Genomic DNA, 13,608 nt, shown 5'->3' on the forward strand with positions numbered 1-13,608 from the left:
TCTGCGGGTCCACCGAGCCAAGCGGGTCACCGCTTGGGCGAAGGCCAACGCCGGGCGGATCGAGCTGTTCTATCTTCCGCCCTACGCGCCGGAGCACAATCCGGACGAGTTCCTCAACAACGATGTCAAGCAGGCCATGGCGCGGCAGCCGGTGCCCAGGGACAAGCTCTCCCTCAAGGCCAGCCTGACCTCCCACATGCGGCGCCTGCAACGCCGCCCCGCCAAGGTGCGGGCCTTCTTCCAGGCCATCACCGTCCGCTACGCCGCGTAAATCAAAGCGCTACCTATTTGATGGCCGGGTTACTAGGATGGCAGAGGCGGTGCAGCATGAGGCGGATGGCGGCCAGGGTGACCATCGCTTCGGGAACCTCAGGCAGCGCCTTGTAGTCCTTGGAGAGCCGCCGCCGGCGGCCGAACCAGCCGAGCGATCTCTCGATTACCCAGCGGCGCGGCTGCACGATGAAGCCGATGGTGCCCGCGGCGCGGCGGACGATGGTCAGCACCAGACTTGCCAGAAAGCAGGCGAGCAAGGCCGCAAATCGATTGTAGGCGCTGTCGGCGAGCACGACCCGGAGCCAAGCGTAGAGCGGCTTCACGCGCTTCAGCAGATCGCCAAGGCTGTCGGCATCCTGGATGTCGGCCGCATGGGTTTCGGCCTCGCTTACTGCGACCGCCACGCCTGATGCTGGCCTGGTCATCATTCTGATCGTCGTCGCTGACGATCAGACCGCGGCCGTCGCCCTCAGCGTCGCGCCAGACCCGCTCGGCTGACCGACGGCTTTTTCACCGGGCTGGCAAGCCAGCGAGCGGCGCAGCTCGCGCGGCAGCCGCAGCCGAACGACGGTGAGGATCTCGTCCAGGCTCTCTAGGATGGATGCCGCAGCGCCGGGTGCCCGGAGCTCAAGGGTGCGCGCCAGGTTGCGCAGCCGCCGCTCGGCCTTGGCCGCGTCGTCCAGCTCCCAGGCCTGTCGCAGCGCCCGCCGGACCGGTGCTTGCGGCGCCTTGGGTAGCCGCTCGGCGATGTTGCGGGCCTTGGACTTGGCAGCGCTGGATGGGCGTGTCCCGCCCGAAGGTGCGCCGGATGGCCTTGGTCAATGCCTTGATAACGCAGCGTCCTGACGGAGCGCCTGCCGGGTCGCCTCGACAAGGCCGGACCAGTCGCCGGCCTCCCGCTGCCGGAAGAGCCGGATGCTGGGATACCAGGGGCTGTCGGCGCGATCGAGCAGCCAGCGCCAGTCGGGATTGCGCGGCAGCACGATCCAGGTGGGCCGGCCCAGGGCCGCGGCGAGATGCGCCACGCTGGTATCGACCGTGATCACGAGATCAAGCTGGTCCACCACGGCGGCGGTGTCGGCGAAATCGGCGAAGGCGTCGCCGAGCAGGGAGGTCACGCCCGCCTCGCGCAGCGCCTCCGCCTCCCCGGCGGCGAGGTCCCGCTGCAGGCCGATCCATGCGGCCTCCTCGCGGAGCAGGGGCAGCAGGGCCGGGAGCGGCATGGAGCGGTTGCGGTCGTTCCGGTGCCCGGGGCTGCCGCGCCAGACCAGGCCGATCCGCGGCCGGCCCGCGGGCGGGAGGCGCGCCGCCCAGGCCGCCCGCAGCGCCGGATCGGCGGCGAGATAGGCAGGCGCCGTCGGGATGCTGCCGAGGCCGGTGCCGAAGGCGAGCGGCAGGCTCATCAGCGAGCAGCGCGCGTCGAAGCGCTCCGGCACCTCGCGTTCCCCGATCACCCGGATCTCCGGCTCGAATTGCCGCAGCAGGCGCAGCAGCGGCGCCTGGACCGAGAGGATCACCTCGGCGCCGGCCGCCCGCGCCAGCCGCGCGTAGCGGCAGAACTGGATAGTGTCGCCGAGACCCTGTTCCCAATCGAGGAACAGGCGACGGCCGGCGATCGGCTCGCCGCGCCACTCCCGCGCCACGTCTTGCCCGGTCCGCGCCGCAAGCTGGCGCTTGCGCGCTTCGAAGCCCTGCCAGCCCTCCTCCAGCCGGCCGAGGACCAGCAGGCTGAGGCTGCGGTTCCACTGCGCGTCGACATGCTCCGGATCGGCGGCGATGGCCCGGTCGAAATCCGCGACCGCCTCGGCATGCCGGCCGGCATCGGCGAGCGCGATGCCGCGGTTGCAAAGGGTGCCGGCATGGCCCGGCTGCAGCGCGAGGGCGCGGTCATAGGCCGCCAGCGCCTCGGTCGGGCGGCCGAGATCGGCCAGCAGATTGGCCCGGTTGGCATGCGCCTCGGCATGCCCGGCCTCGAGGGCGATGGCCTGCTCGTAGCTCGCCAGCGCCTCCGCGCCGCGGCCGAGCCCGGCCAGGACGATGCCGCGATTGGCATGCGCCCCCGCACCGCCGGGACGCAGCGCGATCGCCCGGTCGAAGCTGGCCAGCGCCTCGTCGAGCCGGCCGAGGGCATGCAGGGCATTCCCGCGATCGGCTTCCGCCTCGGCCAGGCCGGGATCGAGGGCGAGCGCGCGGTCGGCCGCGGCCAGCGCCTCGGCGGCACGGCCGAGCAGGAGCAGGACGCGGCTGCGGCCCACCTCCGCCTCGGGCTGGTCGGGGCGCAGCGCCAGGGCGCGGTCATAGGCGGCGAGCGTCTCCTCCCGCCGCCCCAGGTCGAGCAGGGCGGCGGCGCGGTTGGCATGCGCCTCGGCATAGGCGGGATCGAGTGCGATGGCGCGGTCGTAGCTCGCCAGCGCCTCCTGCGGCCGGCCGAGGGCGCGCAGCGCCGTCCCGAGATTGCTGTGCGCATCGGCGACGCCGGGATTGAGCCGGATGGCCTTGCCGATCGCCTCGGCCGCGCGCGCTGCGCGGCCCTTCTGCAGCGCCAGCACGCCGGAGAGGTAGAGGGCGCCGAAATGCAGGGGCTGGCGGTTCAGGATGCGCTTGTAGAGCCGCTCCGCCTCGGCGAGCTGGCCCTGGTGGTGGAAGGCGGCCGCCTGCTGCAGCAGCGGCGCATGGGTGTCCGTCATCCGTCGCCCCGGTGCTCGGCCATGGCCCGGCGAATGGAGGCCGGTGCCGCCACGATTCAAGTCGCGCCGCCGGACCGATTTATGAACGACGAGGAGGTGGCGGGTGCCGAGGAGCCTCCTTCGACTGGGTGCAGAAGCCAACGCAAAGCAGCCGGTGATTCCGGACTCTCCCGCACTCTGTGTGGTCTCTGTGGCATGCAACACCAGTGCTTGGCGAACCGCTCCCCATGCCTTTGCACGCTCTCAGCGCGTTCAGCCATGTGCATAACGCATGGAAAGCTTTCCATTGCGCAAAATCAGGCGGTTCTGTTAACAGTGTGGAAAATAATCTGATATAATCATGAAGGCCCGGAAGGTCTTAGAGTATCTGGCTTGGGGATACTGAGGCAGGCTGGTCTGTTCCCATAAAAACAAGAGTTTTCCCCGGTCCAGAAAATACCGGACTAGGACGTTAAACTGCGTCTGATTTATCAACCTATGGCAGAAGAGTTCATGGCCACATGCAGCGCGAAATAGCCAGCTTGGCCGCAGCATGCGGCTTGGGGATATTCCCCTATCACGCCTTCCCCAGCCTCGTTATCGAGGCGGCCAGCCCAGTGCTGGGCGCGCATCGGCCGGTGTCGGCAGACGCCGTGATGCCTGCCATGACCGAGCCTCCCATGGCTCCGCCAACCGCCACGGCGGACTCGACCGACAGCTGCGCCCTGCCAGAGCCACGCCGCCCAAACGCTACCGTCGCGGCCATGCCACGGCCCGCGGTCCCGCCTGCTTCGTTCCTCCTGGCGCCGCCATCGACGACTGTACAGCCGGTGCCCGCCTCCACCCCACGGCAGAGGCGCTCCTTCGCCATGCTGCACGAGGTGCGTGACACCATGGACACCACCCGCCACCCAACTCGCCCCGCGTCGGAGCGCAGCGATCGATGAGCATGCTGATCTTTGCATCACCGAAGGGCGGAGTGGGCAAGACAACCCTCTCGGCGCATGTCGCAGCCATACTGGCCGAGCGTGGCCATCAGGTCATCGCCCTCGATCTCGATCCACAGAACTCGCTGCGCCTGCATTTTGGCCTGCCGCTCACGGATGAGGAGGGATTGCTCGCCAGCCTTCTCCGACCGGGTACCCCGCCCTGGGAGCGCCTGCTGCGGCAGACCTCGGCGGGGGTCGACGTCCTGCCACACGGCACGATGGGCCCGATGGAGACGCTCCAGCTGAGTCAGATGCTGCTGCAGCGTCCGGCCCTCCTGGCGAGCCCCGTACGCGACATGCTGACCCGCCCCGGGCAGATCCTGGTGGTAGACACTCCGCCCGGGCCGAGCCCGGCGCTCCGCGCCTTGCTGCCGCTGGCCAAATTGCTGGCTGTCGTGCTGCTGGCCGACGCTGCCAGTGCCTCGCTGATGCCGCAACTCGCCTCCGGCCACTTCATGGGCCGCGGTGTGCTCGGCGCACGCGCGGCGGAGCGGGCAGTGCTGGTGTTGAACCAGGTGGATCTGGGTGCCCCGCTGCCCACCGCGGTGCTGGAAACAGCGGAGCAGGCCATGGGTGACCGGCTCATCGGCGCCATCAGCGCCGACCCTGCGGTGGCCGAGGCACTCGCCGATAAGCAGATGCTGCTCTCCGGCAGCAGGGCGGCGGAGGACCTCCACGCGCTGGCAGACGCCGTTGTCGCCCGCCTCGCGCCGCAACTCCCCACCGCGGCATCGCGGACCAGGAATTTCGCCGCGCTTTACGATTGGGGGCTTCAATGACACCGGGTCCGTCGAGGATGCCTGCGCTGCGGCACCGGCTGCTGCGCGCCAGCTCCATCAGCCTTGGTATCCTGTTGCTCCTTGCCTTCGTGACCATGCCGCTGGAGGCGGACGCGCAGGCTGTGCTGACCCTGAGCAGCATCTTCGTCTACCTGCTCATCAACCGCTCTCCTTCGCGCCAGGCATCCCTGATCCTTGTGCTGATGTCGGTCGGCATCACCGCCCGTTACCTGTTCTGGCGTGCCAGTGACACGCTCGATTTCGAGACGACCGGGCAGGCGGTGTTCGGGCTGCTGCTGTTTGGTGCCGAGCTTTTTGCTGGCACGCTCATGGCGTTGTCCTACGTGCAGACTGCCTGGCCGCTGAACCGCAAGCCGGTGCCTCTGCCACGCGACCCGGAGCACTGGCCGACGGTCGACGTCTATATTCCGAGCTACAACGAGGCGCTCGAGATCGTCCGCTCGACCGTATTCGCCGCCATGAATATGGACTGGCCGCGGGACAAGCTGCGTGTCTGGATCCTGGACGACGGGCGTCGGCCGGAGTTTCGCGCCTTTGCCGATCAGGTGGGCTGCGGCTACATCATCCGGCCGGACAACAAGGGTGCAAAGGCGGGCAATCTCAACCACGCCATGCAGCACACGGATGGCGAGTTCATCGCTATCTTTGATTGTGACCATGCCCCGACGCGCGCCTTCCTGCAGATGACGGTTGGCTGGCTGGTGCGTGATGCACGGCTCGCCATGGTGCAGACGCCCCATCACTTCTACAGTCCCGATCCCTTCGAACGGAACCTGGCCCGCAAGCGCCGCGTCCCGAACGAGGGCCTGCTGTTCTACGGGGCCATCCAACCTGGCAACGACTTGTGGAACGCCGCCTTCTTCTGTGGCTCCTGTGCCGTGATCCGTCGCAGCGCATTGCAGGAAGTCGGCGGCGTGCCGCACGCCACGGTCACCGAGGACTGCCACTGCTCCTTTCTCATGCAGCAGCGTGGCTGGCATACTGCCTACCTGCGCTTGCCCTTGGCCGCTGGTCTGGCGACCGAGCGCTTGTCGCTGCACATCGGCCAGCGCATGCGCTGGGCGCGTGGCATGATCCAGATCCTGCGTCTGGAGAATACACTGTTCGCGCGGGGTCTGACCCTGCCGCAGCGTCTGTGTTACTTCACCGCGCAGTTTGGCTTTCTCTTCGCTTTGCCGCGGCTTGTCTTCCTCTGCTCGCCACTGGCCTTCCTCTTTTTCGGCGCAACCGTCATCGCCGCCTCGCCCTTGGCCATCGTCGCCTATGCGGGCGGCCACATGGTGCATGCGGTCGCCACCACCGCGCGGCTGAACGGGGCGCACCGGCATTCCTTCTGGAGCGAAATCTACGAGGCCACGCTCGCCTTCCCACTGCTGCCGGTCACCATCCTCACGCTTCTGAACCCGCGCAAAGGCAAGTTCAACGTGACCGACAAGGGCGGCACGCTGGAGAACGGCTATATCGATGTTCAGGCCGTGCTGCCGAACATGATCCTGCTGCTCCTGCTTGCAGCCGGCTTGGCCGTCGGCTTCTGGGGTATCGCGACGACAGACGCCGGATCGCTCGCGTACCGCGCCTATGTCCTGAACACGATCTGGGTTGCTCTCTGCCTCGTCCCTGTCTCGGGCGCGATCGTCGTCGGCTGCGAACGCGAGCAGATGCGGGTGCGCGCCCGAGCGGCAGCCAACCTGCCGGCACGCATCCGGCTGCCGGGTGGTGCCGAGATCCCGGCCGTCGCCGTGGATATCTCCACCTCTGGCGCGCGGCTGCATGCCACCCGCCCTGCCGGCATCGCCGACGGCGAGACCTTGACCGTTGCCTTCGAGACCAGCGGTGAGGTGATCGAGATGCAGGCCGAGGCCCTCACATGGACGGACGATACGGCCACCTGCCAGTTCCGGATCGACTCCCTGTCGGACGAAGCCTCTGCCGCTCGCCTCTTCTTCGGTCGTCCCGACGCATGGCTGAGCTGGGATGATTGGCCCGTGGATAGCCCACTACGCTCATTAGGTAATGTTGTCATGGCTGTGACCGACGCCGTCTTCCGACGCTACCGCCTGGGTATCCCGAAATCTGCAGCGAAGTCCGCCACGACCGGTGCGCCCTCGACCGCATCGCGGTCGCCGCGGGCAACCGAGGTGGTGGCGCCACGCTCGCAGGCCGCACGGACGCGGATCGCTGCCGGACTCGCCGGCATGCTGCTGCTCACCGGCCCTGCATGGGCGCAACGCGCACCGGCCGCGCCGCCGCCCGCCGTTGCACCCGTTCCGGCCTTGCCGCCGGTGTCCGTGGTGCCGCCGGCGCCGCCCTCGCTGGTGCCAGCCAGCGCCGCGCCTGCGGTGGAGGTGCGCAAGACGCTGCGCGAAATCGGTCTCCGCGCCCCGATGCAACTCCGCGGCATTTCGGACCTGCAGGGCGTGCTCTTCGGCCTGCGTGCCGACGAGGTGGTTACCGGGGCGCGGTTGCGGATCGTGGGCGCCGCCTCCCCGGCACTGATCCCTTCGCTCAGCCAGATCGCCTTGACGCTGAATGACCAGGCCATCGGCACAATCGCGCTCGACCCGGCCCGCCAGGCGCTGGGCCCGATCGAGTTCGAGCTCGACCCGCTCTATTTCAGCGAGCTCAATCGACTGAACTTCCGCTTCTCCGGCCGCTATGCGGTGGAGTGCAACGACCCGCTCTCCAGCCTGCTCTGGTCGACGATCTCCGATCTGTCGACCTTGACCTTGACGATCGAGCGGCTGCCGCGGCAGCGCGATCTGGCCAGGCTGCCGGAGCCGCTGTTCGATCGTCGCGTCCTGCAAGGCGCCCTGACCCTGCCGGTGGTGCTGTCGGAGACGGCGGGTTCGCAGAGCCTGCGTGCGGCCGCGGTCGCCGCCTCCTGGTTCGCAGTGCAGGCGGACTACCGCGGCGCGAGCTTCCCGGTCGATCGCGTACCGCCACCGCGCGGCGATGCCCTGGTCATCGTCGCCGGTCCCGATGCGGTGCCCGGACTCACCCTGCCACGCGTGGAGGGGCCGAGCCTTGCACTGGTCCCGAACCCGAGTGATCCGGACGGGACGCTGCTCGTCATCGCGGGCCGGACGGAGCAGGAGGCCGCGACCGCCGCGCTGGCTCTCGCCGCTGGCCGCACCGGCCTCTCGGGCCCGTGGGCCCGTGTCGCCGCACCGCAGATAGCACAGCGCGAACCCTATGATGCGCCGCGTTGGGTGCGCACGGACCGGCCGATCCCCATCGGTGCCCTGGTGGATCGGGAAACCCTCCAGGCCCAGGGCTACGCTCCGGGGCCGATCCGGATACCGCTGCGGACCTCGCCCGATATCGTCACCTGGCGCAACCGTGGCTTTCCGGTGGACCTGCACCTCCGGGCGCCGACCGGTGCGACGGTGGATGTCGCCGCCTCCCGCGTCGATGTCGCCATCTCGGAGTCTTATCTGAAATCCATCCCGCTCGGTACGGGGGAATGGCCATGGCCGCTCAGCTGGCTTCTGGCGCGGGCCAACGCCGGCGACCTGCTGCGCCATGGCCAGGCGAGTATCCCGCCCTATCTGGTGCTGGGCCGGGACGAACTGCAGTTCCGCTTTGACATGCGGCCGCTGAACCGCGGCGAATGCGCGGCGACGCCGGGCGATATACGCGCGGCAATCGACCCGGACAGCACCGTCGACCTGACGCGCCTGCACCGCTACGCGCGCCTGCCCAACCTCGGCTACTTCGCCTCGGCCGGGTTTCCGTTCACCCGCATGGCCGACCTGTCCGACACCGCCGCAGTGATGCCGGAGCGGCCGAATGTGCTGGAGACGGGCGTCTTCCTTGATCTGGTCGGCCAGCTTGCGGCCCAGGTCGGCTTGCCAGCCACCGGTCTGACGGTGGTCGGGCCGAACATGCTGAATGCCGTTGCGAACAAGGATCTGCTGGTCTTTGGTGCACTCGGACGGCAGCCTGCCTTCGCCACCCTGCTCCGTGACGCGCCGGTGCAGATGAACGGGGAGCGGCTCACCCTGGCCCTGCCGGACGCCCTGCAGGACGTCCGCGCCGTGCTGCTCGACGCGCCGCCACGGGCCGAGAAGACGCGCGCCGCCGTTGCCCTCTCGCAAGAGGGCGAAGGGCTCGGCGTGTTGCTGGCAGCCGAGAGCCCGCTGCAGGCAGGCCGATCGGTGGTCGCGCTCACCGGCGCAACGCCGGCGGGCATGGCCGCCATGCTCACGGCGCTGCGCGACCCGGATCAATCAGGGCGGATCCGTGGCGACCTCAGCCTGGTGAGCGGCGGCAAGGTCGACGGCTTCCGTACCGGCCCGCGCTACTCGGTGGGCGAGCTGCCCTGGTATCTATGGCCGCAGATCTTTGCGGACGAGCATCCGGAGCGCGCCGTGCTCGTGCTGCTCGCCGGGGCACTGCTTATCAGCACACCACTCTTCTGGATGCTTCGCCGGCGCACCATCGCGCGGCTCCGGGCAAGGACTCCCCGCTGATGTCGCGCCGTCTTGCCCAGCTCGCCGCCGGAGCGTCCGCCTTCGGCCTGTTGACCGGTCTGCCGCAGCCGAACGGGGCCGCGGCACAGGAACTCGCGGCGGCCGTGCAGCCGGCGGTGCCGCGCAACGCGGTGCAGGTGCTGCTTCGTCAGGCGGAGCGCTGGCTGGCACAGGAACGTCCGGACCTCGCTGCCACGGCCGTGCAGCGCGTCCTGATGGCGGAGCCGCAGAACCCGGCCGGCCTCGCCCTCGCCGCGCGGGTGGAAGCGACGCGCGGCAACCATTCGGCCGCGGCCGCCTACCTGGCCCAGCTCCGAGCCTCCGGGGCGCCCGAGGCGTCGCGCGCCGAGGCCGAAGCCGCTGTCCAGAGCGCGAATGTGGACCGCTCGGCGCTCGACGAAGCGCGGCAGCTCGCCCGCAGTGGCCGCACGGACGCGGCGGCAGCCCGCTACCGCGCGCTCTTTGGTGATCACCCGCCGCCGAACTACGCCCGGGAGTACTATCAGACGCTGGCCGGCACATCGAGCAGCGCGGCAGAGGGGCAGCGTGGACTGGGCGCACTCGCCGAACGCTCCGCCGATGGGCCCAACCGACTGGCTTATGCCGAGAGCCTGACCTGGCAATCGGGTTCACGGCTCGATGGCATTCGTCGCCTCGCAGCACTGGCCGACCAGCCCGGGCTCAGCGCCGATGCCCGGCGTGCCTGGCGCCAAGCCCTGCTCTGGAGCGCGTCCGACCCGGCCTTTGCAGGGGAGATCGACAGCTTCCTGCGGCGCTATCCCGAGGACCAGGAGCTGCGGACCCGCGTGCAGCAGGCACGGACGAGCGCGCCGCCGCCCGACCCGAACAGCGCCACGCGACAGCAGGGCTTCGCCGCACTGGATGCGGGTGCGGTGGAGCGCGGCAGCCGCCAATTCGAAACGGCCCTGGCGGCGGACCCTGCGGATGCGGACGCTCTGGGCGGCCTCGGCATCGCCCGGCTACGCCAGGGCCGCCCGGCCGAGGCGAAAGCATTGCTCGAGCGCGCCGTCGCCGCTGACCCGAAGGGGGCGGCGAAGTGGCGCCGCGCCCTGGACGGTGCCAGCTATGGACTGGAGTTGGCCGAGAGCCGCGCCTTGCTGCGCCGCGGCGATGTTGAGAATGCGGACACGGTCGCCCGCCGCGCCAGCCAGCGTGATGTCGAGGACACGACCGATGCCAGCCAGCTGCTCGGCGAGGTGGCTCTGCGGCGCCGCGATCCGGCAACAGCGGAACGACAGTTCCGCGCCGCCCTCGCGCGTCGCCCAGGCTTCCAGCCGGCCCAGCTTGGCTTGGATGCGGCCCTGCGTGCCCAGAATCGGCCGCCCGAGTTCCCACAGCTCGCGGCGCGAGGCGGGGAGGGGGCGCCGTCCACCAGCCCTGTCGTCGCCCGACTACGGGCCGACGCAGCCCAGAGCGGCGATCCTGGTGCCGCCGTGGCGCTGCTGCGCAATGCCATGGACACGGCTCCGAGCGACCCATGGGTGCGCCTTGATCTCGCGCGTGCCCTGCGTCGCACAGGGCGTGCCCAGGAAGGACGTGCACTGGTCGAGGAGCTGACGGCACGGAACGGCGGCGCGGACGCGCTTTTCGCGGCCGCCCTGCTGGCGGAAGAGGATGGGCGACCGGCCGATGCCGAGGCCTATGCGGACCGCATCCCGCCGGCACGTCGCAGCGCTGAGGTTGGTCAGCTGCAGCGGCGGGTGCGCAGCCGTGCCGAGGTGATGCGGACTGCAGCGCAGCTCGGCCGTCCCGGCGACGCGCGCGACCGCCTGCTGGCGATCGCCGCCCGCCCCGATCCCTCCGGCACCACCGCGGCAGCGGTGGCGCGTGCCTTCGCCGACGCGAATGATCGCTATGGCGCAGCCGAAGCGGCCCGCATCGGCCTCTCCGTTAATCGGACCGCCGGAGCGCCGGCGCGGCTCGCTGTCGCCGGCGCCCTGCTCGGTGCCGGCCTGGAGGCCGAAGCGGATGCGGTCGCCGGCGACCTCAACCAGGCGTCCCTGACGCCGGAGCAGCGGCGCGACTTCGCTGCGTTGCGCACCGGCATCGCGGTCCGTGCGGCGGACCGCCTGAACGAATCGGGCGACCAGGCCCGCGGCTTTGAGATGCTGCGGCCGGTGCTGGGGCGCGACCCGTACAATCCCGAGGCGCAACTTGCCTTGGCCCGGCTACATAGCGGAGCGCGCCAGCCGGCCGAAGCACTGCGCATCGCCGAGACCTTGCTGGCCCGCGATCCGCGCAACCTGGATGCGCGCCGCGCTGCGGTGGAGGCGGCCATTGCCCTGCGTAACCGCAGCCGGGCCGAAGCGCTGGCAGCCGAAGCCCAAGGGATCGCTCCGCGCGACGCGCGCGTGAGCCTGATGGCCGCCGAGGTGGCGCGCGCCTTTGGCGATCCAGCACGTGCCAAACAGCTTTATGCCCAGGCTGCGGCGCAACGCCAGGCAGAGCTCGGCATGGATGGCCGGGTGCAACTCGCTTCTGCCAACTTTGGCGTGGGGCTGCAGAACCCCTTCTTCCGTGAAGGCGTGATGCCGCAGGTCGAGAGCACCTCGCCGCTGCCTACGGACCGGCTGAGCCGGGAGATTGCGGATGCGAGTGCGGCCCTGCAACGCGATGCAGCGCCGAGCCTGACGGCGCCGGCACTGGTCCGTGTCCGCTCCGGCACGGCGGGGCTGGACAAGCTGCAGGAGGTTTCCGCCCCGGTCGAGGCGACCCTGCCTGTCGCCACGCTGCGTGGCACGCTGGTGGCGCAGGTGCAGCCGGTCTCGCTCAGCAGCGGTTCGCTCTCCTCGGCCATGTCGGTGCAGAGCCGCTACGGTACCCTTGGCCTGGGTGGTGGAGGCAAGGCGACGACCGATGCTATGGGCGTCGGCGTCGGCCTCGGCTACCGCAGTGGAGACACATTCCGGATTGACGTCGGAAGCTCGCCACTGGGCTTCCAGCAAACCCGCATCCTGGGCGGTGTCGAAGTTGCGCCGTCGCTGACCGACAATCTTCGCCTGCGCATTATCGGCGAACGGCGGTCGGTGACGGACAGCCTGCTCTCCTGGTCCGGCCTGCGGGACCCGCGGACTGGATCCAACTGGGGCGGCGTCACACGCACCGGGGCGCGCGCACAGCTCGAGACGGGGTTAGGAAATGGCCGCGGTTACGCCTATGCCGGCGGCGGCTGGGCCTCCTTCGACGGAGAGAACGTGCAGCACAACAGCCGCGTCGAGGCGAATGCCGGCTTCGGCTACTCCGTGCTGAAACGGGGAGACGACGAACTGACCGCAGGCCTGGACCTGGTCTATCTCAGCTACGCCCACAACGAGCGCGCCTTTACCCTTGGCCATGGTGGCTACTTCAGCCCGCAATCCTACGTCTCCGTGGGCCTGCCAGTGGATTACCGGTCCAAAATTGGCGACCTCTCCTACCGGCTCGGCGGGACGATTGGCTACGCAACCTGGCGAGAGGACAGCATCGCGGCCTTCCCCAACAACCGGGCCCTGCAGTCGGAGATGCAGGCAGCTGCCGCGCAGAACCCGGACATCCTGGCCCGTTTCCCTGGGCAGTCTCGCAACGGGATCGTTGGCAGCCTGCGTGCCGATGTGGAGTACCCATTGACTCCGACGCTCAGCCTTGGTGCGAGCGTGCGTTATGACAAAGCGGCCAATTGGGACGAGACACGCGCGATGGTGAGATTGAACAATCGCTTCTAACCTCGGCTTTGGGTGCGCCAGGCGAAGCTGGCGCGGTCCAGGCGGTGGAAGTCCGGCCAGGTAAGAGGTAGTGCTCGCCTGTAGCGAGTGAACCGCCCCGACTTTGCCGGAGGCCAGTTTGCTTGGGTCACGCCGCTATAGCGGGTGCCTCAAGCTGGGCGTAGTATAACGTGCCTGTAGTGCGCCCGGATGCTGAGACAGTTGGCTGCGGTAATCAGGCGGCCAAAGGTAGACTGAAGTTTACAGGCGACATTTCTGCTCCGTGACCCCGGAACGAGGCCACGTGACCGGAACGATGACCTGAGCTTCGGTTATCTACACGGCTTGCGCCGAGGTGGGCGGCGATGGTCCGCCAGCGTGTCGCGCCTCGGCGCGGAGTTTTGCCGACATCGCCGCGATGAAGGCCGGCAGCCCGACCGCGCGTAAAATGCGGCCGATCCCCGCCTGGATCACGCCGGCCGTCTGGGTGCCCAGCGGCCGCCAGGGCGCCGGCTCGGCCAGCCCGTCCAGGCGCGCCGGATCACTGTAGGCCAGCATCTGCGCGATCGCGTAGCCCGCCCCGAGGAGGGTAACCCAGCGCATCAGCCCTTGGCGCGAGCGCTGCCAGGCGTCCTTCAGCCCCCAACCATGCTTGATGTCTTTGAACAGCGGCTCCACCGCCCACCTCTTGGCGTAAGCGGTGATGC

At 69.4% G+C, this 13,608-nt stretch carries 6 protein-coding genes and 2 pseudogenes; 4 read left to right on the forward strand and 4 right to left on the reverse strand.

The genetic code is table 11. The annotated features are described in order from the left end of the window. On the forward strand, positions 1–271 hold a 271-nt coding region (locus Q7A36_RS34915; protein ID WP_305108422.1), incomplete at its 5' end, for a transposase. Between the two features lie 13 nt (positions 272–284). Here the strand turns inward: Q7A36_RS34915 and Q7A36_RS34920 are convergent. From Q7A36_RS34920 to Q7A36_RS34930, 3 genes and pseudogenes are all read right to left on the reverse strand, one after another. Then, complete coding sequence (locus tag Q7A36_RS34920) at positions 285–677, reverse strand: transposase (RefSeq protein ID WP_305108423.1); 393 nt, start codon at positions 675–677, stop codon at positions 285–287. Between the two features lie 117 nt (positions 678–794). Next, positions 795–1,101 (reverse strand): annotated as a pseudogene (locus Q7A36_RS34925) (transposase); the annotation flags it as partial. Beyond that, the gene (locus Q7A36_RS34930) at positions 1,092–2,960 is read right to left on the reverse strand and encodes a tetratricopeptide repeat protein (protein WP_305108424.1); all 1,869 of its coding nucleotides are present in this window, start codon (positions 2,958–2,960) and stop codon (positions 1,092–1,094) included. The gene Q7A36_RS34930 and the pseudogene Q7A36_RS34925, both read right to left, overlap by 10 nt. A gap of 922 nt (positions 2,961–3,882) precedes the next feature. Here Q7A36_RS34930 and Q7A36_RS34935 point away from each other — a divergent pair. Genes Q7A36_RS34935 through Q7A36_RS34945 form a run of 3 tightly spaced genes read left to right on the forward strand, consistent with a single transcriptional unit; the run spans position 3,883 to position 12,922 of the window. Further along, the gene (locus Q7A36_RS34935) at positions 3,883–4,707 is read left to right on the forward strand and encodes a cellulose synthase operon protein YhjQ/BcsQ (protein WP_305108425.1); all 825 of its coding nucleotides are present in this window, start codon (positions 3,883–3,885) and stop codon (positions 4,705–4,707) included. Positions 4,708–4,724: 17 nt separating this feature from the next. Beyond that, positions 4,725–9,200, forward strand: coding sequence for a UDP-forming cellulose synthase catalytic subunit (gene bcsA / locus Q7A36_RS34940; RefSeq protein ID WP_305108426.1), 4,476 nt, complete (start codon positions 4,725–4,727; stop codon positions 9,198–9,200). Further along, positions 9,200–12,922, forward strand: coding sequence for a cellulose synthase subunit BcsC-related outer membrane protein (locus Q7A36_RS34945; protein WP_305108427.1), 3,723 nt, complete (start codon positions 9,200–9,202; stop codon positions 12,920–12,922). The genes bcsA and Q7A36_RS34945 overlap by 1 nt, the downstream gene beginning before the upstream one ends. Positions 12,923–13,237: 315 nt before the next feature. Here Q7A36_RS34945 and Q7A36_RS34950 read toward each other — a convergent pair. Next, positions 13,238–13,608: pseudogene (locus tag Q7A36_RS34950) on the reverse strand (hypothetical protein); the annotation flags it as partial.

It is taken from the genome of Paracraurococcus lichenis, assembly GCF_030657435.1.
Lineage (GTDB): Bacteria > Pseudomonadota > Alphaproteobacteria > Acetobacterales > Acetobacteraceae > Paracraurococcus > Paracraurococcus lichenis.

Bases quoted from the DNA above. Each gene is read 5' to 3' on its own strand.
- bcsA (WP_305108426.1), top strand. From the start codon at position 4,725: ATGCCTGCGCTGCGGCACCGGCTGCTGCGCGCCAGCTCCATCAGCCTT.
- Q7A36_RS34930 (WP_305108424.1), bottom strand. From the start codon at position 2,960: ATGACGGACACCCATGCGCCGCTGCTGCAGCAGGCGGCCGCCTTCCAC.
- Q7A36_RS34945 (WP_305108427.1), top strand. From the start codon at position 9,200: ATGTCGCGCCGTCTTGCCCAGCTCGCCGCCGGAGCGTCCGCCTTCGGC.
- Q7A36_RS34935 (WP_305108425.1), top strand. From the start codon at position 3,883: ATGAGCATGCTGATCTTTGCATCACCGAAGGGCGGAGTGGGCAAGACA.